Source organism: Halomicrobium urmianum, from assembly GCF_020217425.1.
Classification (GTDB): Archaea; Halobacteriota; Halobacteria; order Halobacteriales; family Haloarculaceae; genus Halomicrobium; species Halomicrobium urmianum.
This window is the reverse complement of the sequence record NZ_CP084092.1, coordinates 1-20,273: the sequence shown is the minus strand read 5'-3', so window position 1 is coordinate 20,273 and position 20,273 is coordinate 1. Positions and strand designations below refer to the sequence as shown.

Here is a 20,273-nt window from a genome sequence, read left to right as displayed (position 1 = left end):
GTGCGATAGACTACGTTGCGATACTCACCGAAACCATGGCACTGAGACGGATTGACAGCGGTAACGATCGATGACGCGGCGTCGTGACCAGCTCAGACGGGCGTCCGGACTCGCCCTCGTTCTCGTGTGTCTGGCGACGCTCGTCGGAGGCGCGCTGCTAGCCGGGAGTCCCCCCGAGGGAAGCGGGGGTCTCGGATCCGGATTCGAACCGGAGATGCCCGGCCCGGAGGGCCCCGGACAGAGCGGAGCAGGCCAGGGCGAGGGCCAGGGTGAGGGTACTGGCGACAGTTCGTCGGGTGACGGCGATTCGTCCGACGGGAGTGCTTCGTCGGCGAACCCTCCGGAGTGGACCACACAGAACGCGACCGGGGCGTACGAGATCTCTGTCTCCGAACCGATTCGCCCCGGGAAGCCGGCGACGATCACCGTCCGGCGGGACGGGAGCCCGGTCGACGGCGTCGGCGTCAGCCTCGACGGCGAGTTCGCGGGGCGGACCGACCAGTTCGGTCGGACGACGGCCGTCGTCCCGTACGTGGCGGACCTGACGATCGCCGCCGAGCGCGCCAGCCACCGGACGGCGGGCGACGCCGGCACCGAGTACCACCCCGGGCTGGAGGCGGGCGCGCCCGCTCCGGGAATCGTCACGGAGAACGTGTCGGTCCCGACGAACGTCAGCGTCGCTCCGTACCGCGAGCCGCGACCCGGTCGGACCGTCTCCCTCCTGGCGCACGTCGACGGCGCGTCCGTCGCCGACGGGCGCGTCCTCGTGAACGGGGACCCGGCCGGTCGGACCGGCGAGAACGGCCGCTTCAGCGTGGACGTCCCGTGGAACGCGTCGACGACGGTCGCCGTCGAACGGGGCGCGGCGGCCGGGAGCCGCGAACTGGGGACCGACCCGCTGGAGGTCTCGGTGACGAACCCCGGACTCGGGATGCTCGCAGCCGGGCAGTCGGCCGTCGTCCGGGTGACGCAGGGCGGCCGGCCGGTCGACGGCGCGACCGTGGCGGTCGGCGATGACGACCCCGTCCGGACCGACGCCGACGGGGCGGCGACGGTCACGCTCCCGAGACGGGGGAGCGTCGGGGTCGAGGCCCAGCGGGGCGACATGACTGCCTCGACGACGCTTGACGGGCTGTACACCCCGTACATCGCGGCCGCCGTCGGCGTCGGTGCGGTCCTGATCGGGCTGGTGGTGCTGGTCGTCTTCCGCGGGCGGATCGGCGCCGCGGCGGCGGCCGGCTACCGGTACGCGACGTGGTTCGGCCTGCGGCTGATCGTCGTACTGCTGCACGTGTCCGACGCGCTCGTCGCCGTCAGTTCCCGCCTCCGGGCGACGCTCGCCGACCTCGCGGCGTCGCTCCGGCGGCGCGACCCCGGGGCTGCACTGGTGCTCCTCCGGGAACGCGTTCGCGCTGCGGTCGAGTCGATCGTAGCCCGGGTGCGGTCGCTCTCGCTGGCTTCGCTCCTGCGCGGCGGGACGGCGGCGACCGGAACCGGCGGCACCGCAGCCGCGGCGGCAGGCGGCGAGACGGCCGCCGGATTCGACGCGATCCGCCGGGCGTTCGACGCGCTCCTGCGGCGCGTCCCGGGTCGGGTCGAGACCCTCACGCCCACGGAGGTCGGGCAGCGGGCCGTCGACCGGGGGCTGCCCGAGGAGGCGGTCTGGACCATCGCCGACGCCTTCAGGGCGGTCACCTATGGCGGACGCGACCCCGCGACGGCGGTCGAGGACGTCCGGGCGGCGGTCGAGCGAGTTCGCACCACCGACGAGGCGAACCGGGAGGGAGACGAATGAGGGTCCTCGGCCGCCTGCAGACGGCCGTCGGCCTCGCCGGAGCGGTCGGCCTCGTCGCGCTCGTCGTCGCCCCGGACGCCGTCCCGCTCCCCGAGACTGTCGCGGGGACCGACCTGCCGAGCACCGACGTCGTCAGGAAGACCGTCGCGGCCGTGCTCGGGCTCGTCACAGTCGCCATCGCGCTCGCCTCGCAACTCGGGGGTTCCCGAGGTTCGTCTTCCGCCGACGGGAGCGTCGAACCGCTGGTTGAGGCTGCTCCGGAGGCGATCCACGGCCGCTCGACGGGCTATCCGCGCCCGGCCGTGGACGACCGCTTCGCCCGGATCGGCGACGGCGACGCCGACCGCGAGGCGGTCGCGGACCTGTCGGGCGACCTCCGCGAGACCGCGGTCCGACTCTATGCCGCGGAGACGGGGCGTCCCCGCGACGAGGCGGCGGCAGCGATCGACGGCGGCGACTGGACAGACGACGAGCGCGCCGCGGCGTTCGTCGGCCGCGACGCCGGCCCGCTCCCGTTGCGCGCTCGCCTGTGGGACTACGTTCGCTCGGAGGACGCGGACCACAGGCGGGCGAGACGCGCCGTCGAGGCGCTCGAATCGCTGGCGGCCGCCGACAGTACTCCGACGCCGTCGGCCGCTGACGACGCTCCGACGTCGTCGACCACAGACGGAGCCTCGGCGCCCACGGAGGGTGAGGGCCGATGAATACGACTCACCAGTGGCGCTGGAGCGGGGCAGTCCTGCTGACGTTCGCGGCGGCCGTCGGGGGACTCGCGCTGGGGCACCCGCTGCTCTTCGTGGCCGGCGCCGTCCCCCTGGCGTACGTCGCCTACGACTACCTGAGCGTCCCGCCGGAGCCCGACCTGTCGTTCGAGCGCCGCGTCGACGGGGAGACGGCCGTCCCCGGCGACGCGGTGACGGTCAGCCTGGAGATAGCGTCCGAGAGCGAGGGCGTCGCCGCGGACGTCCGCGTGGTCGACGGCGTCCCCGGGCCGCTCCCCGTCGTCGACGGGACGCCGCGGGCGGCCGTGGCCGTCCCGCCGAACGGCACCGCGACTCTCGAGTACACGATCCGGGCCCGCCGCGGCGTCCACGAGTTCGACGACGTGCGGTATCAGGTGCGCAGCGTCCAGGGCGGCCACGTCGTGACGGAGACGGCGTCGGCGACGGGCGCGTCCCGGCTCCGCTGTCTCCAGCACCTGCCGTCGTTCCCCCTGCCCGACCGGACCCGGCAGTACGTGGGGCGTTCGGCGTCCGACGAGGGCGGCGAGGGCGTCGAGTTCTACGGCTCCCGCGAGTACCAGCCGGGCGACCCGGCCAACCGGATCGACTGGAACCGGCTCGCCGGGACGGGCGAACTCACGACGCTCGTCCACCGCGAGGAGCGGTCCCGGTCCGTCGTGTTCGTCCTCGACGCGCGGCCGGCCGCGGCCGTCGGCTCCGGCGAGGGGACGTTCACGGCCGTCGAGCTCGGGACCTACGCCGTCGAGCGCGGCGTCCGCGCCCTCCAGGAGGACAACCACGGCGTCGGCCTGGCCGTGATCGGGGACGACGCCGCCGAGCGCTCGTTCGTGCCGCCGGGCGGCGGCACGGCGACGCGCGAGCGCATCCGGCACGTCCTGTCCCGCGTCGGGCCGTTCGTGGCCGACGCGCTCGACGCGCCCGACGGCGACGGCGAGTCTGCGGAGGGCGACGACGGAGCCGGCCCCGAGACGACTGATTCGGCCAGCAGTGCTCCGACGCCCGGCACGGCCGGCGAGGACGGGCCGGACGCCGACCGGGCCGAGGTCACCGACGGCGGGGACGACCCGGTCGAGCGGCTGGTCGCGGACGTCGACTCCCGGGTGCAGGTGGTCGTCGTCTCCCCGGTGCTCGACGGCGAGCCCGTCCGACTGATCGAGCGACTGGAGCGGCGCGGCTACGCCACGACCGTCCTCTCGCCAGACGTGACGGGCGAGGAGACCTGGGGCTCGCGGGTGGCCGCGCTCGACAGGCGGGCGCGACTCCGTGAGATTCAGTCGCTGGACGCGCCCGTCGTGAACTGGGATCCGGAGGAGGCGCTCGGGATGACCCTGGTCCGCGGGGCGGGCGGACTGAACAGGGACGGCGCGGACGCAACGGAGGTGACGGAGGATGCGTGAGAGAGTGCGTGCGACGCTCGGCGGCTACGCGCGAGCGATGGACCCGCGGCGACTGGGCGGCGACTACAGCGTCGTGTCGCTGTGTAGCGTCGCCCTCGCCGTCCTGCTCACGGTGGCCGCTGTCGACCGGGCGACGCCCCTCTCGCGCCCGCTCGCGGCCGGGATCGCGGGCGGAGTCACGCTTGCACTGGCCGTCCGACTGCTCGCCGCCGACCGGACCGCGGCGATGCCCGTCGGCGGCGCCGCTGCGCCGGTCGGGACGGCGGCCGCGCTGGCCGCACCCGCGGTCTGGGGCCTCCGGGGCGACGTCTCCGGCGCCGGCATCGCCGTCGGCGGGACCGTCCTCGGCTTCGGGTGCGGCCTCGTCGTCGGCCAGTCGTTCGCGGACGGCCGGGTTCGGCGCGCGGCCTCGCGACTCGTCATCGCGACCGTGGCCGTCGTCCTCGCCGCCGTCGTCTCCGTCGCTGCTCTCGCCGGCGAGATGGGGACGCTCGTCGACGCCGTCGGCGGGACCACTGCGGCGATCGGGCGGGAGCTCGGCTCGACGTCGCGGCCGCTCTCGACGGCCGGGCCGACGCTGTTCATCGCTGCGGCCGGCCTGATCAGCGCCGGAAGCGCGGTCGCGCGGCTGTCGATACCGACCGTCCTCACGGACGAGACACGCTCTACGGTGCGAGAACTCGCCGACCGATGGGCGCGCGGCCTGCGACGCGCCGGACTCGTCGCGCTCGTCCTGGGTAGCGTCCTCACTCTCGCGGACGCGGCGGGCATTCTGGCGGGCGTCCTCGCGGGCGTCCCGCCGCTTCGCGTTCTCGTTACCTTCGTCGGAAGCGGCCCCGCTCGGGCGCTCGCGGTCGGACTGGTGCTGCTCAGTCTCGGGTCGCTCCTGGCGACCGCTCTCCTCCGGTGGGCGAAATCGCTCACCTTCCAGCAGGTCACCGTCGCGACGCTGCCGACGGTCGGCCTCCTCGCTGGCGGCGCCGCGATCGCGGTCGCGCTCGTGAGCGTGCCCGCCCTCGACCTCGAGCTGATCGCGAGGGCCGTCCCGGGACTGTACGCCGGGGAGGACGTCGAGGGGGTGGCCGTAGTCGTCGCCTTCGCGGCCGTGATCGCGTCCACCGTGCTGGTCACCGGGCTGTACCTGCTCCGGCGGGCGATAGACGGTCGGACGCCCGGCGTCACGCTCGTTTCGGTCGGCGTCGCGGCCGTCGGCGTCGTCGTCCTCGTCGCGGCGTCGTCCCCCATCGCCGGGTTCGCCCTCTTCGCGCTGGCGGTGTTCGTCGCCGACGTCGGGTCCTACGGGTGGACCGTCGGATCCGAGGTCGGGCGGCGTTCCGGTGCCCGGATGGAGGTCCTCCACGGGCTGGCGAGCGGTCTCGTCGGCGCGGTCGGCGTCGCCGTCGCGCTCTCGCTCGTCGGCGTGGCGACGGCGGGCGGACAGGCGCTCTCGCCGCTCAATTACGCCATCGGTGCCGCGGCCGTGGCCGTCGTCTTCCTGACCGTCGGCCGGCAGCTATCGGCCCGGTGACGGCGACGGGGCCGTCACTGCGCGATCGCGGGCACCTCGACCTCGTCCAGGACGGCCTCGACGATCGCTCGCTTGCTGGCCTCCTGCATCTCCGCTTCGGTCGTAAGGACGAGCCTGTGGGCGAGCGCCGCGGGCGCCACGGCCTTGACGTCCTCGGGCGCGACGTAGTCCCGACCCTGCAGCAGCGCCCACGCGCGGCACACCTCCAGGAAGCGCTGCGTCCCGCGCGGGGACACGCCGACGTCGACGTGCCGGTCCGCCCGCGTCGCGCGCGTCAGCGAGACGACGTACTCGCGGACCGGCTCCTCGACGCGGACGTCCTCGGGTTCGGCCTGCATCGCGCGCACGTCGTCGGGCGAGACGACGGCGTCGACGCTGGGGTCCTTGGTCCGCCGGTCGAGTCGCCGATCGATCAGTTCCCGCTCGCCCTCGTGGTCGGGGTAGCCCATCGACGACTTCAGCATGAACCGGTCGACCTGCGCCTCGGGCAGCGGGAAGGTCCCCTCCTGCTCGACGGGGTTCTGCGTCGCGATGACGAAGAATGGCTCCGGCAGGTCGTAGGTCTCGCCGGAGACGGTCACCTGTCGCTCCTCCATGGCCTCCAGCAGCGCCGCCTGCGTCTTCGGCGGCGCGCGGTTGATCTCGTCGGCGAGGACGACGTTCGCGAACACCGGGCCCTCGACGAACTCGAACGCGGCCGTCTGCTCGTCGTAGACTTCCGTCCCGGTGATGTCCGCGGGCAGCAGGTCCGGCGTGAACTGCACCCGGTTGAAGGTCAGCCCGAGCGCCTCGGCGAAGCTGCGGGCGACGAGCGTCTTCCCCGTTCCCGGGACGTCCTCGAGGAGCACGTGCCCCTCGGCGAGGACCCCTGAGAGGATCGTCTGCAGGAAGTGCTCGTCCGTGACGACCGCCCGCTCGATCTCCCCGAGGACGCTGTCTGCGTGCTCGGCGACGTCGTCCGCTGTCATACCCCTGAGAGGGGAACTATCCCTTAAAACTCTGACTGTGGCCGGCGGCGGACTCCGGTGAGTCGGCTCGGCGTCCGCGAAGAGACAGTCGCTGCCGCGGGGGACGACGGCCGGTTCAGAGCAGTCCGTCCACGAAGGTCGTCACGGACGCTCGCAGATACGCGGTCCGGTCGGTTGGCTCCGTGGGATCGGTCCCGAGGTCGCGTTCCGCGGCGTCGCCGAACCCGTCGCCGTCGGTGTCGGCGCTCGTCGGATCCGTCGCTCCCCGCTGCTCCGCCCGGTCGGAGAGACCGTCACCGTCGGTGTCGACCGCCGTCGGATCCGTCCCGAGTTCGACCTCGCGCCCGTCGGTGAGGCCGTCGCCGTCCGTGTCCGCGTACCGGGGTGACGTTCCCAGCTCGCGTTCACGGCTGTCGTTGAGTCCGTCGCCGTCCGTGTCGGCGGCCGTCGGGTCCGTCCCGAGTTCGAGTTCCCGGCTGTCGTCGAGGCCGTCGCCGTCGGTGTCGGCGACCGTCGGGTCGGTCGCCGGGAACGTGGACTCCCCGTCGTCCGCGCGCCGGTCGCCGTCGGTGTCGCCGTCAGTCGGATCCGTCCCCACCTCAGCCAGTTCGACGCGGTCGGAGAGCCCGTCGCCGTCGGTGTCCTCGTCGAACGGGGACGTCCCGTTCCGGATCTCCGCCGCGCTGGAGAGGCCGTCCCCGTCGGGGTCGTCGGTGAGCGACTCGACGTAGTTCGACTCGTTTTGCGGCGGCGGCGCGTACGCCGGCGAGGTGACGTACCGCCTGAACTCGCCGGCCGTCTCCCGCGTGGCGACGTCGGCGACAGTCCGCTCGAACCGGCGCAGCGTCACCGGCTCGTCTGCCCCGTTCAGCCGCCTGAAGACGTCCGCGAGGGTCCGCTTACCGTCGGTCGCCAGGCGAATCTGCTCGTCGAGGTGCGCCAGCGCCCGCTCGCCCTTGAAGTAGGGGACGAGTTCGGATTGCCAGGTGTCGCTGTCGGCCAGCACGGCGTTCTCGAACTGCCGGTCCGACGACTGGCTCGCGAATCCCGGGTAACTGAGGCGGTCCTGCTGGAGCGACTCGTAGCCGGCGAAGTAGTCCGCACCTCCCTCCATCAGCCACTCGGTCGCCGGCGTCGTCCGGAAGTCCTGACGCGTGTGCGCGTACTCGTGGGCCCACACGCTCGGCTCGGACGCGATCGGCTCCCCCGCGCGGACGACGACGTCGGATCGGCGGTAGGCCACCCCGCTCCACGGGGTCTCGATGCCGACCGAGGGGAGCGCGAGGACGTTCACCTGGTCGCTCCGGCCGCCGATCCCGATCTCCCGGCTCGTCGTCGCCAGGTGCGCGAGGATGGCCTCGGGCTGCGAGACCGGCGCCGCGGCCTCCGGGACGATCAGGACGATTTGCTCCCCCTCGACCGTCCGGGTGTACGTCTCGACCGAACCGAGGAACAGCCAGCTGTCGGTCTCGTACCCCGGCCCGTCGGTCCGGAGCGTGGTCTCGGGCCGCTGGCCCTCGATGCCCGGCAGGACGGCGCCCGGCCCGACGAACGCCCACGGTCCCGGATTCGCCACGGGACCGTCGGTGAGGGTCCGGGGGTTCTCGACCGTGACGACGTACTCGAGGACGGGGTCGTCGGTCGCGCCGGTCCACCGGTACCGACCGTCGCCCTGCGCCTCGAACCCGTCGACGGACGTGACGTTCACCGGCGCCGGGATCCGTCCCAGATCGACGACGAACTCGGAGGCGAGCGGCGGCGTGTCGTAGGCGGCGGTCACGTTGATGCGACCCACTTCGTCGGCGTTTCCGACGACGACCGTCTGGGACACTCCGCCGGCGGCGCTCGCCGAGTCGGGACGGGCGTCGACGCTCGGCTCCGCTCCGAGCGCGACGCCCGAGAGACAGCCGGTCGCGACGACGCTCCCGAGGACGACCAGTATACAGACCTGCCGCAGTGGAGTCACTACCCGCTACTCCTCGCCACCGGGCTTGAATGTTTGGGGACGTTCTGGGGATGACTGCGCTACGAGATGCAGACAGGACGACGCCTCACACGACCGGTGGACGCGCGTCCCGATTCACCGCTTCGCACGGCGAGGAGCGGTGCCTCTCTGGATCCAGTCAACCGGGCCCGTGGGTCTACCACGCGCTCGTCGGCTGTACCGGGACGTATCGCGACCGGACAGCGATCTCGTCGACGGCGAGGAAGCAGTGGAACCCTCGGCTTCCGGATACGGACCTCGTCTACCGATTCCGACACCGCGTTCGTCGCAGACCAGGCTGTTCCCACGGTCGCTTGCAGATGTACTGTCTGCAATGGACGTCTGCAATGGGCGTCTGCAATGGATGTCTGCAATGGACGTCTGTACTGCCTGTCTGTAATCCATCGGAACGGCGGACGACGGTGAAGACGAACGCTAGTGCGGTCGCCGCTGTGTCGTCGGCGGACGACTGATCGGACCGAACGATGGGAACTCCGACCCCGTCGCCGTTGAGGATCCGGTGCCGGACGCGGCGTGGACTGACCTCTGTCCGACGTTCTGAATCCCGAGACGGATCGGACTAGGCGTCAGACGGATCGACGTTCACGTTCAGCTGGAACAGGTTCTCGGGGTCGTACTCGCGTTTGACTTCCGCGAGTCGGTCGTAGGAGTCCCCGTAGACGCGGCGCGGCCAGTCCTCGTCGTCCCCCTCCTCGACGCCGGTGAATCCGCCGTAGGCACCCTGGCCGCCGGCCTCGCGGAACGCCACGTCGGTCTCGCGAGCCCACTCGAGGTTGGCCTTCGAGTCGGGACCGTCCCAGTTGGCCTCGACGGTGACCATGTAATCCTTGTCCCGCCACGGGAACGCGCCGCCGGCGTCGGCGTCTCGGACCGCGCCGCCGAGCGGCCAGACGCCGATTCCGCTCGCCGGCGACGGGGCGTCGTCCACGCCGTCGACGACGAGGTCGAGCGCCTCGCCGGCGAGGTCGTCGAGGAAGACCGAGCGGTGGCAGTAGTTGCGGCCGTCGGGATACATCTGGGCGCCCAGTTCGTGGAGCAGCTCGTAGGGCATGGGACCGCTCATGTCGATCAGTGGCTCGGCGACGTTCCGCAGGGGCGCGGTGACGTCCTGGGCCTCGGCGCGGTCGCCGGCGTAACAGCCCATCACCGCGACGGCGGGTTCGCCGTGTAGCTCCGCCGGGAGCGCGGGCAGCGGCGGCACGTGGCCGTTCAGTGCCAGCGTCGTGAGTTCCCGCGGAGCGTCGGCCATCACCTCGCGCAACCGCTCGAAGACGGCCCGGTCGTGCTCGGCCGGGTAGAAGACGCCCAGCCCGTACACCTCGGGTCCGACCTCGTAGAGGTCGAACTCGAAGGAGGTGACGACGCCGACGTTTCCGCCGCCGCCGCGGAGCGCCCAGAAGAGGTCCTCGTTGTGCTCGGGGCTGGCTCGCCGGAGCCGGCCGTCCGCGGTGACCACCGTGACCGACCGGAGCGCGTCGATGCCGAGGCCATGCTTGCGACGGATCCAGCCGATGCCGCCGCCCAGCGTGGACCCGGGAATGCCGACGGAGGCGGCGCTCCCGGTTGGCGTGGCCAGCCCGAACTGCTGGGTCTCGTGGAGCACGTCCCTGGCCCTGGTTCCCGGTTCGACGTGGGCGACCTGTGCTTCGGGGTCGACCTGCACGCTGGTCATCTCCGAGCAGTCGACGACGAGCCCGCTCTCCGCGATCGCGCTCCCGGTCTGGTGGTGGGCGCCGCCGCGGACCGACAGCGGCAGGTCGTGGTCGCCGGCGAACTCGACGGCCGCGGCCACGTCGGCCGCCCCGGCACAGCGGACGATCAGCGCGGGGTACCTGTTGACCAGGCCGTTCCAGACGCGTCGCGCGTCCTCGTACTCGGTCCCGTCCGGCAGTACGAGCGCCCCTCGCAACTGCTCTTCGAGGGATCGGATCGCTTCGCCGTCGAGTTCGTTGAGGACCTGTCCCGGGGGAACATCTTCGGACATATGACTACGGGAAACCCCATCGTTACTTGAATATTATCCTCAACTCACGGAGGATAACGGGTGCAAATTGTGACCTCATCAAAATTAATCCGGTTAGTGTGAACAAACATCTATTTCCCTCGTGGGAATAGGACGGTCCGGGGCAACACGTCCGGGTGGCTACCTTCGGAGTCCTCCGTCACCGAGTCGACAGTCCGACGCCGTCGGCCAGGAGTTCGTGCGATCGGAGCGCGTCCTCGTGGTCCGCGACGGCGTGCTGGATCATCACCTCGTCGACGCCGACGCGCTCGGTGAGCTGCTCCAGCAGGCCGGCGAGCGTGTCCGGATCCCCGGAGATGGCCCGCGGCCACTCGCCCGCGTCGAGCGTCTCGGGCGTCGGGTCGGGCACGCCACCGAGTTCGTCGACGGCCTCCTCGACGGACGGCCTGTCGACGACCCCGCGCTGGATCCGCTCGAACGACGCCTCGGCGACCGCACGGAGCCGTGCCGCTTCCGCGTCGCTCTCGGCGCACACCGCGTTCACCGCGACCATGCCCTCCGGTTCGTCGACACTCCCGGCCAGCCGCGACGACTCGAAGTGATCGCGGTACGCCTCGAAGGACTGCGTGGCCAGCTCCGGTCGGATGAACGCCGCGAAGCAGTAGCGAAGCCCGAGTTCGCCCGCGATCGCCGCGCTCGACGGGCTGGATCCGAGCACCCACGGCGCGGGCGGCTCCTCGCCGGAGGACGGGATCGTCAGGCCGCCGTAGGGGTGTTCGTCGGGGTACTCGTCGTAGAGGTGGGAAACGACGGCCTCGATCTTCTCGGCGTGGTCCTCGTCCGGGTTCCGCACTCGCCGCTCCGTCCCGAGCGCGCGGTCGACGGCCGGCGACCCGTTCGCTCGCCCCAGCCCGGCGTCGACGCGACCCGGTGCGAGCGCGTCCAGCGCGCCGAACTGCTCGGCCACCTTGAACGGCCGGTAGTGGTTGAGCAGCACAGTCCCGGACCCGAGTCGAATCGAGTCGGTCTGCGCGGCGAGGTGGCCCAGGAGGACCTCGGGCGTCGTCCCCGCGATGGCGTCGGCCGTGCCGTGGTGTTCGGCCACCCAGAACCGCTCAAAACCGAGCCGTTCGGCCTGTTGCGCGGCCTCGACGGTGTTCTCGTACGCGTCCGTTGCAGTGCCGTCCTCGGGGACCGGCGAGAGGTCGACCGCTGAGATGTCCATGTCCCCGTTCTGTGTCTGGGATGGGTAACCGTTCGGCTCTCGGTCCGGTCACTGTCTTGTACCAGCCTCCCGACGACTCCCGTATGCCCTACCGCGACCTCACCCGGACCGTCGACACCGACATGCCGGTCTTCCCGGGCGACCCGACGGTCACCGTCGAACCGCACGCGACCCATCAGGAGGACGGCTACCGCGTCTCCGCCGTGGAGTGCGGCAGCCACGCGGGGACGCACGTCGACGCGCCGAGTCACACCGAGGCCGACGGCCGGACCCTCGACGCCCTCGACGTCGATCGATTCGCCCGCGACGCCGTCATGGCGGACTGCCGCGGTCGCTCACCGCGGTCGCCCATCGGGCCGGACGCGCTCCCTGCCACCGACGCCGACCTGGTCGTCGTCCGCACTGGCTGGGACGAGTACTGGGGCGAGGGGACGTACTTCGATCACCCACATCTGACGCCCGAGGCGGCCGAGTTCTGCGTCGAGCAGGGCTACGACGTCGCGATCGACGCCCTCAACGTCGACCCGACGCCGACCGACGACGCCCCATCTCAAGGCGTCCCGGCCCATCACGCGCTGCTCGGCCGGGGACACCTCGTCTTCGAGAACCTCACTGATCTGGCGGACCTGCCCCGGCGGTTCCGGTTCCTGGCGTTCCCGCTGAAACTCGCCGACGGAGATGGCGCACCGGTACGGGCAGTCGCCCGCTACGACTGATACCGCCCCGGGCCGTCGGAACGACCGTACGCATCGTCCGGTGCGGCCGGTGCCGCGTGACGAGCGACTACCGACTGGACCGAGAACCCGAGCCGGGCCGTCGACGGATCGCTTTCAGTCGACGAGCTCGAAAGCGTCCGTGAGTCGAACGTTCTCGGCGGAGCGGCCGACGAACACCTCGAACTCGCCGGGTTCGGCGGCCATCTCGCCGTCGGCGGTCCAGAACGCGAGGGCGTCGGTCTCGATCTCGAAGGTCACGGTGCGGCTCGCGCCGGGTTCGAGATCGACCTTCTCGAACCGCGTCAGCTCTTTGGCGGGGCGCGATCGGCTTCCGACGACGTCGTGGGTGTAGAGCTGCACGACCTCTGTGCCGGCCACGTCGCTCGTGTTCTCGACGGTCACGGAGACGGTGAGAGTTTCGTCCGGTTCGATCGCGTCGGCGTCGAGTTCGAGGTCCGCGTACTCGAAGGACGCGTAACTGCGCCCGTGTCCGAAGGCGTAGAGCGGATCGTTCGGGACGTCGACGTACGACGTCGACCAGCCGTCCTCGGCGGTCTCCGCTGGCCGCCCGGTCGGCAGGTGGTCGTAGTGGACGGGGACCTGTCCGACCGTCCGGGGGAAGCTCATGGGCAGCCGCCCCGACGGGTCGGACTCACCGAGCAGGACGTCGGCGACGGCGGTCCCGGCCTCCGTTCCGAGGAACCACGTCTCCAGGATCGCCGGGACGTGCTCGGCCGTCCACGGGATGGCGAGCGGCCGGCCGTTCATGAGGACGGCGACCACGGTGGTGTCCGTCGCGACGAGGGCCTCGAGTAGCGCCCGCTGATCGCCCGGTAACCCGATCTCGGACCGGCTCGCGCACTCCCCGGACAGCTGCCAGTGCTCGCCGACGACGGCGACGGCGACGTCGGCGTCATCGACTGCCTCGACGGCCTCGGTGCGGCGGTCGTCCGTGACAGTCCCGAACTGTCCGTCCCCGTCGCCGAACGGCTCGTACCCAGTCGCGTAGTCGACTGCGCCGTCGACGGCCGACTGCAGGCCGTCGAGGACGCTGACCGCGTCCGCCGGGTCGCCGCGGGCGCGCCACTCACCCAGGGCGTCGTCGGCGCTGTCCGCGAGCGCTCCGACGACGGCCACGTCCTCGTCGCCGTCGAGCGGGAGCAGGTCGCCGTCGTTCTCCAGGAGGACGGTGGACTCGCGGGCGACCGCTCGCGCCGCGGTCCGATGCTCGTCGGCGAGGGCGACCGACGCCTCGCGTTCGTCGTCGAAGTACCGGTAGGGATCCTCGAACAGCCCCAGCCGGAACTTGACGCGCAGGACGCGACGGACCGCGTCGTCGACCAGAGCCTCGTCGACGACCCCGTCCTCGACCAGCTCCGCGAGTTCGGCGTCGAAGACGTGACCGACCATGTCGACGTCCGACCCGGCCTCGATGGCGAGGCGGGCCGCGTCGCGTTCGTCCGCCGCGACGCCGTGGTAGATCAGCTCGCGGAACGAGTTCCAGTCGGAGACGACGGCACCGTCGAACGCCCACTCGCCCTTGAGTACGTCGGACACGAGGTGCTCGCTCGCTCCGGCGGGGATGCGGTCGTGAACGGTGAAGGCGTTCATCACCGACCCGACGCCGGCGTCGACGGCGGCCTCGAACGGCGGGAGGTGGACGTCGCGGAGCGCGCTCTCCGACACGTCGACCGTGTTGTACTCGCGACCGGCCTCGACGGCCCCGTACCCCGCGAAGTGCTTCGCACACGCGAGGACGCTGTCGGTCGCGGCCAGGTCGTCTCCCTGGAACCCCCGGACGCGGGCAGCCGTCATTCGGGCTCCGAGGTACGGGTCCTCCCCGTTCGATTCCATTGCCCGTCCCCAGCGGGCGTCTCTGGTCACGTCCGCCGTCGGGGCGAACGTCCAGTTGATCCCGGCGGCCGCGGCCTCCGACGCCGCGACGTCGGCCGCGGACTCCACGAGGTCCGGGTTCCACGTCGCGGCCTCACCCAGCGGGATCGGGAAGATGGTGCGATAGCCGTGGACGACGTCGAATCCGAAGAGCAGGGGAATCCCGAGCCGCGACTCCTCGGCGGCGAGCCGCTGGTATCGGCGGCGGGCCGCCAGCCCGTCGGCGTTCAGCACCGACCCGACGCGTCCCGCTCGAATCTCCGCCTCGAGGTCGACGTCCTCGACGGCCGGACCGGTCTGATCCGACCCGTTCAGCTGATTGAGCTGCCCGACCTTCTCTTCGAGCGTCATCTCGTCGAGGAGCGTCTCGATGCGATTCTCCGTCGTCTGTCCGTCCGGGGGATCGGACGTGTCCATGTCCGTCATAGCTTGTCGTGTCAGAGTGTCGATATAGCGTACGAAATACTACTGCACACTGCGTTCGGCGGCCGAGAGATGCCCCGTTCGGCCGGGACGGCCACGAGTCAGCGCCGTTCCGCGGGACCGGGGGCTGCAGGAGCGTCGACCGTCAGCCGAGTTCGGCGTCGGCCGCGGTCACTCGCCGGTGTACGTCAGGTCTCCCTGCTTCGGGAGCCAGGCGTTGGGCCACTTCACCTGGTTCTTCTCGGAGCCCTGTTCCGGAACCGACCACTCGTCGGTCGTGAGGAAGGTCTCGTCGAGCTTCTCCATCACGGGGATGACCGGCAGGTCGACGTTGGTCACCCAGGCCAGCTCCGACACGATCTCCTGGATCGCCGCGTCGTCCGACGTCTGCGAGAGCTCCTCGAGGCGGTCACTGGGGTTGACGGTCAGGTCGTCGCCGTCTCTTCCGGGGACGGTCACGTCGGCCTCGGAGCCGCCCTGGGACTCGATCATCGCGGGGTAGTTCGACGGTATCGACGCGTGCTCGACGAGCTGGTGATACAGCGAGAAGTAGGGGAACGCCGCGCTGGCGCCGCCCGGGAGCCAGCTCCCGGCCGAGAGGGCGAAGTCGCCGTTGGGCCAGACCGTGCTGGCCATCGCGTCGTAGCTCCGGGAGTCGACCGTCGCCTCGAAGCCGAAGGCGTTGAGCTGGTCGACGATCGTCTCGGTCGCCGTGATCCAGTCTGACCACCCGGCCGGCGCCGTGACGGGGAGCCTGACCGGGTTGCCGTCGCTGTCCTGCCAGGTGCCGTCGTTCTTCGAGTAGCCGGCCTCCTTGAGGACGGCCGTCGCCTCGTCGGTCATCGTCTCGCCGACGCCGTAGTCGTCGAAGTCGGACATCGCGTCGCCGAGCCAGCGCTCCTGGTCGTCGGAGGGGATGCCGACCGGGAGTTCCGGCGCCTGCTTGAGGGTGTCGCCGACGTTCTGGACGACGGCCTTGCGGTCGACGACGTACTGGATGGCCTGCCGGACCGCGCGGTCGCCTGCGTGTCTGTGTTCGTGGTTCGGGACGAGCCCCATTCCCCACTTGCCCGGCGTCGTTTCGAGCTGAACGGCGTCGGGCATCTGGTCGACGACCTCGGGCGGCGCGAACACGATCGGGATCGAGTCGACGGTCAGGTTGATCAGCGCCTGGTGGGTCTGCTGGTTGCCGTCGATGTACCGGAACGCGTACTCGCTGAAGTTGACGTTCTCCGAATCCGGGTGGTCGTCGCGGCGGGTAGTGAGAAGCTGCTGCTGGCCGGCCTGCTCGAGCGAGAACGGCCCCGAGGCGACGACGTCCTGGTAGGCGAACTCCTGGAGTTGGCGCGCGGCCTCGTCCTCGTCGCCGCTCTCATAGGTTTCGAGGTACTCCCCGAAGACGTCGGCCTTCTGGTGGACCCAGTTGTCGCCCAGCACGTCGAACTCGATGATCCGCGGGTTGACGTCTCCCTGGAGGGTGAGCACCACCGTCCGCTCGTCGGGCGTGTCGACGCTCTCCGTGTAGTTCCACATCGACCCGTTCGTGATCTGATTGAGTCGAAGCTGGGTCGCGATGTCCTCGGCGGTGACGGGGTCGCCGTCGTCCCAGGTCAGTCCCTTGCGGACGGTCATCTCGAACGTGTCGCCGGTGAACTCCCAGTCGCTGATCGCGTGCGGCACGAACTCGCCGCGCGCGTAGTTGAACTTCGTGAACTCGTCGAACACCAGCTGGTACGCGATCGCGGAGCGGCTGTTCGGGTTCTGGAGGTTGAACTGCGCGTTCGCCGGCACGACGTTCGTCCGGCTCAGGTGCTGTTTGTCGTACGCCTGCGTCCCGTCGCCCCCGTCTCCCTCGCTGGCGTTCTCGTCGGACGGATCCGTCGACTCGCCGGTGCCGCCGTCTCCCCCGTCGCCGGTACAGCCTGCGAGTGCGACTACACCGGTGGCTCCGGCGAGCTCGGCGAACCGGCGGCGGCTCAGAACGTCCGTGTACTCCTGTGACCCTGTCATCGTCTACGGTCAACGCGTTCATCACCATAATATTGTTGAATACCTTCGTAACTACAGGCAATATTACCCTCCTCATCAGTCGCTTCGCCGTCGCAACCGGGTACGGACGTCTTCAGTGAACCGGCTACGACGGTCCCGAACAACCGACGAGTCGCTATCGCCGGGGCCGGAGGACCGGGGGGGTGGCCGTCGTCCAAAAAGAGTAATTGGACGGATGCGCGTCTCCATGTCAATGGACGAATCGACGGTAGTGGATCGGCTGACGCAACTGGGGATGTCGGAGAAGGAGGTCAACACGTACCTCTCGATCCTGCGTCAGGGCGACGGATCGGCGAGCGAGATAGCCGACGCGGCCGACGTCTCGAAGCGCTACGTCTACAACGTGAGTGAACGACTCGAGGAGCGCGGCTTCGTCGACGTCGACAAATCCGCCTCACCGACGACGATCCGGGCGCGAAAGCCGGAGGAGGCGATCGGCGTCCTGACCGACGAACTCGAGGCGGTGACGCCGGCACTCTCCGAGTGGTACACCACGACGGAGGACGAGTACCGGCCGTTCGACGTCTTCAAATCACGGATTACTGTCCTGCGCCGGATGGCCGACCTCATCGCCACCGCCGACAGCGAGATCACGCTCTCGATTCCCGCCCGTCACCTGCCGCAGTTCGTCGACGAGCTCGAAGCAGCGGTGGATCGCGGCGTCCTCACGCTGTTGCTCGTCAGCGACGCCGGCACGACGTCGTTCGATTCCGATCTCGACGGAGTCGCGACAGTCGCCCGATCGTGGGACCACGTCGCCCCGATGATACTGACAGTCGATCAGCAGTACGGCGTGATCGCGCCCGTCGGCATGAACTCCCGGTCGAACCGCGACAAGCGGGCGATTACGTTCTCCCAGCCGGACATCGCGCCCATCCTCGTCGGCTCACTCCTCGCGAATTACTGGCCCGTCTCGGAGGAAGTCTGTACTCACACGCCGCGCCAGTTGCCTGCGACCTACGACAACTTCAGGCACGCAGTGGTCGATTCGACGTTACACCTCCATGCCGACCGTACCGTAGCGGCTGATCTGTCTGTGACACCGCTCCGGGACGCCCCCCACAGGGAGACTATCCAGGGAACTATCACCGAAACGAGGCAGGGGATCGTCGAGCCGTTTACCAGTTCGTTCCCGGTCGAATGCTCCCTCGTGGTGGACACCGGTAGCAGCAAACTCCCCGTCGGCGGGCCCGGGACCTTCCTCGAGGACTACGAGGCTTCGTCGGTAACACTCGCCGAGCGCTGACATCGCGTTTTGCCTCCCGCCCACGCTCCACTGGCTGTGCCTGGCGTATCGGATGCCTGTTACAGATATCTGTAACAGATAGCTGTGACAGATATCGAGGTCAGCGGCCTCATACTCGGCCAGACCATCGCTGCGGGACCCCACGACGTCTGATCGACGCCAGAACGCTGTTTCGCGATCCCGGTTGACTGACGGGACTCTCGTAGTGTCTGTTCGACTGACCGGCGGCACGTCCTGTCACTGGAGTCTCACAACCGCTGCCGAAAACCAGCTGAGGCCGTCCGTCTAGCAATTCATAAATCGCATCTGGCTATATCAACCATGTCCCCCCGATTCTCGAAATCCCGTGTCAGGGGCGTTCTAGTCGAGCGCGCCGAACCCTTCGTCTTCCATCAGTTCGGCTACCTTCTCCGGGTGTTCGTACGCCGCGAGCAGGGCGAACTCCCGGGCGTCTGTCTTCGAGATCTCGCCGGCGTCGAGGCGCTCTGCGACGGCGTTCCGGAACTCGGCCTCGCGGTCGGCGACCTCGTCGCGGACGTGGATCTCGAGGCGGGTGTCGCGCTCGTCGCCGACGTTGTTCCGGCGGACGAAGTAGGGGTACTCGTCGATAGACGGTTCCGGATCCGTTTCTGTCACTGTCTCCCGGTCAGTCGCCGTTCGTTCGTCGGTGTCGGTCCGTCCCGACCGGGCTTCGCCTCCCGAGTCCTCCGCCGTCGACTCGGCGGAACCCGCTTCGGGCCGCTCTCGTTCTTCCCGTTCGACCTCCGCCTCATCGGAGGCTCCGCTCTCGCCTTTGTCCTCGTCGCCGTCGCCGAAGTCGAGGTTCCCGGAGCCGGACTTGAAGTTGCTCATGCGGTGGTCGCCTCCGTTTCGCGCTCGCGCAGGTCGATGGTTCGATTGTCGTAGTCCTCGATGTCGAGTTCCAGTACCGGGTCGGCGTCGCCGTCGAACGTCTCGGTCGCGACGAACTGTGCGAGTTCGTACAGCCGCCGCAACGTCTCTATCTCTCGGTCCCGGACGCGCCGTTGCCCCGGTTCGCTCACCATCTCGCCGTCCTTCTCGAAGGTCTTCCAGCGTTCCTCGACCACCTTGAACGCCGAGCCTCGGGCCTCCCACATGGCGTCCATGAGGCTCTCTCGGTTCCCGATGGTGACTGGCGTGTCGAACGCCTCCGTGTTCGCGAACTGCTTCTGGTACTGCCGGTGGGCGTTTGTCTGGCCGACGCCGGAGGGCACGACGCAGGAGAGCCCGATCTCGATGTCGAGTTCGGTCTCCATGTTCCCGACGAGCTCCTCGAGCCCGTCCAGGCTCAGGTTCCCCTTCCCGGCGGGTTTGACGGGCGCGACGAGCGTCCGGAGCGCGAAGATCGCGTTGTAGAGGAGGTCCTCCGCTCGCGCGTTCGGGTCGATGAGGACGGCGTCGTACTCCTCGTGGAGCTCTTCCGTCTCCCAGAGCAGCTCGTACAGCAGCTCGAAGCGGGGGTAGTCGTCGCGATCCATGTTCTTCATGCCCGTCTCATAGGAGATCTTCTGCTCCAGGTTCGAGGTGAAGTCCCCGAGCATGTCGTGGCTCGGGACGACGTCGACGCCCTCGTCAGACGTCTCGATCAGCTCCCCGAAGTCCCCGTCGGGCATGTCGAGGACGTGCTTGACCAGGTTGTCGGCTTCCGGGTCGCTCCGGTGTTCGCCGACGTCGAAGAGACTGGTCAAGTTCCCCTCTTGGGGGTCCAGGTCGATGACGAGCGTGTCCTGACCCATCCGCTCCAGTGCGACTGCCAGGTTGGCCGTCATCGTCGTCTTGAACGTCCCACCCGACTCGGAGTAGACCACGGCCGTTATCATACGCACCCCTTTTCCACTCCTGTACTATAAATCTGTGTCAGACGTACGTGCCAGCTATCTGTGTCTGGTGTCTGTAACAGACGTCTGTAATTAGAAAACTCGTGCGATAGCTCTCCTGGCGGCGTTCTACAATTTGTGGTATCTGCAACAGACGACTGTAACAGACTTCCATAATTGATAGTTGTGATGGAGATCTGCCTCGAATTGTCCTCTGGCCGTGCATGCCCGTATCGGCCACAGTCCTCTGTAACGTCTGTCTGTTATGGCTGTCTGTCCCCCCCTCGCTGTAACAGATTAGACGTACAGTCGTTCGCCCCGATTCGTTCCCGATCGCCGTGCCGGTTGTGGAAACGCTTGCGGCCTACTGTATAGCCATCTGTACCGGCCGTCTGCTACAACAGTCTGTATCAACCTTCTGTTACGACTGTCTGTAATTGTGGGCGTCTTTCTCGTACGCAACCCTAGCCGTCTCCAGAGGAGT

The 20,273-nt window shown here is 69.5% G+C and carries 14 protein-coding genes; 6 read left to right on the top strand and 8 right to left on the bottom strand.

The features are described 5' to 3' along the window. The first annotated feature begins 70 nt into the window (after nucleotides 1-70). Genes LCY71_RS18995 through LCY71_RS18980 form a run of 4 tightly spaced genes read left to right on the top strand, consistent with a single transcriptional unit; the run spans nucleotide 71 to nucleotide 5,463 of the window. Nucleotides 71-1,795, top strand: a complete 1,725-nt coding sequence (locus LCY71_RS18995) for a DUF4129 domain-containing protein (protein WP_225336473.1) — start codon at nucleotides 71-73, stop codon at nucleotides 1,793-1,795. Next, the gene (locus LCY71_RS18990) at nucleotides 1,792-2,499 is read left to right on the top strand and encodes a DUF7269 family protein (protein ID WP_225336472.1); all 708 of its coding nucleotides are present in this window, start codon (nucleotides 1,792-1,794) and stop codon (nucleotides 2,497-2,499) included. Before LCY71_RS18995 ends, LCY71_RS18990 begins: the two co-directional genes overlap by 4 nt. Beyond that, nucleotides 2,496-3,935 carry a DUF58 domain-containing protein gene (locus LCY71_RS18985; protein ID WP_225336471.1) on the top strand — a complete coding sequence of 480 codons (1,440 nt, stop codon included), beginning with the start codon at nucleotides 2,496-2,498 and terminating at the stop codon, nucleotides 3,933-3,935. The genes LCY71_RS18990 and LCY71_RS18985 overlap by 4 nt, the downstream gene beginning before the upstream one ends. Then, nucleotides 3,928-5,463 (top strand): hypothetical protein, encoded by a 1,536-nt coding sequence (locus LCY71_RS18980; protein ID WP_225336470.1) that lies wholly within the window; start codon nucleotides 3,928-3,930, stop codon nucleotides 5,461-5,463. Before LCY71_RS18985 ends, LCY71_RS18980 begins: the two co-directional genes overlap by 8 nt. A 14-nt stretch (nucleotides 5,464-5,477) precedes the next feature. Here the strand turns inward: LCY71_RS18980 and LCY71_RS18975 are convergent, their stop codons facing one another. From LCY71_RS18975 to LCY71_RS18960, 4 genes are all read right to left on the bottom strand, one after another. Continuing rightward, nucleotides 5,478-6,431 (bottom strand): AAA family ATPase, encoded by a 954-nt coding sequence (locus LCY71_RS18975; protein ID WP_225336469.1) that lies wholly within the window; start codon nucleotides 6,429-6,431, stop codon nucleotides 5,478-5,480. Between the two features lie 115 nt (nucleotides 6,432-6,546). After that, nucleotides 6,547-8,397, bottom strand: a complete 1,851-nt coding sequence (locus tag LCY71_RS18970) for a M61 metallopeptidase family protein (RefSeq protein WP_225336468.1) — start codon at nucleotides 8,395-8,397, stop codon at nucleotides 6,547-6,549. 598 nt (nucleotides 8,398-8,995) lie between these two features. Then, on the bottom strand, nucleotides 8,996-10,420 hold the full coding sequence (locus LCY71_RS18965; RefSeq protein ID WP_225336467.1) for an FAD-binding oxidoreductase: 1,425 nt from the start codon (nucleotides 10,418-10,420) through the stop codon (nucleotides 8,996-8,998). Nucleotides 10,421-10,598: 178 nt separating this feature from the next. Further along, entirely contained in the window at nucleotides 10,599-11,624 is a 1,026-nt protein-coding gene (locus LCY71_RS18960; protein ID WP_225336466.1) for an LLM class flavin-dependent oxidoreductase, read from the bottom strand. A gap of 83 nt (nucleotides 11,625-11,707) precedes the next feature. Between LCY71_RS18960 and LCY71_RS18955 the strand changes: the two genes are divergently transcribed. Next, nucleotides 11,708-12,340, top strand: coding sequence for a cyclase family protein (locus LCY71_RS18955; protein WP_225336465.1), 633 nt, complete (start codon nucleotides 11,708-11,710; stop codon nucleotides 12,338-12,340). A 114-nt stretch (nucleotides 12,341-12,454) separates the two neighbouring features. Here the strand turns inward: LCY71_RS18955 and bglX are convergent, their stop codons facing one another. Both bglX and LCY71_RS18945 read right to left on the bottom strand, forming a co-directional pair. Then, the gene (gene bglX / locus LCY71_RS18950; RefSeq protein ID WP_225336464.1) at nucleotides 12,455-14,659 is read right to left on the bottom strand and encodes a beta-glucosidase BglX; all 2,205 of its coding nucleotides are present in this window, start codon (nucleotides 14,657-14,659) and stop codon (nucleotides 12,455-12,457) included. A 168-nt stretch (nucleotides 14,660-14,827) separates the two neighbouring features. Beyond that, the gene (locus tag LCY71_RS18945; protein WP_225336463.1) at nucleotides 14,828-16,666 is read right to left on the bottom strand and encodes an ABC transporter substrate-binding protein; all 1,839 of its coding nucleotides are present in this window, start codon (nucleotides 16,664-16,666) and stop codon (nucleotides 14,828-14,830) included. Nucleotides 16,667-16,898: 232 nt separating this feature from the next. Between LCY71_RS18945 and LCY71_RS18940 the strand changes: the two genes are divergently transcribed. Next, complete coding sequence (locus LCY71_RS18940; RefSeq protein WP_225336462.1) at nucleotides 16,899-17,951, top strand: TrmB family transcriptional regulator sugar-binding domain-containing protein; 1,053 nt, start codon at nucleotides 16,899-16,901, stop codon at nucleotides 17,949-17,951. A gap of 360 nt (nucleotides 17,952-18,311) precedes the next feature. On the opposite strand, the gene LCY71_RS18935 is transcribed toward LCY71_RS18940, so the two are convergent. Both LCY71_RS18935 and LCY71_RS18930 read right to left on the bottom strand, forming a co-directional pair. Continuing rightward, complete coding sequence (locus tag LCY71_RS18935; RefSeq protein WP_225336461.1) at nucleotides 18,312-18,803, bottom strand: DUF7970 domain-containing protein; 492 nt, start codon at nucleotides 18,801-18,803, stop codon at nucleotides 18,312-18,314. Continuing rightward, complete coding sequence (locus tag LCY71_RS18930) at nucleotides 18,800-19,792, bottom strand: ParA family protein (RefSeq protein ID WP_225336460.1); 993 nt, start codon at nucleotides 19,790-19,792, stop codon at nucleotides 18,800-18,802. The genes LCY71_RS18935 and LCY71_RS18930 overlap by 4 nt, the downstream gene beginning before the upstream one ends. Nucleotides 19,793-20,273 lie beyond the last annotated feature (481 nt).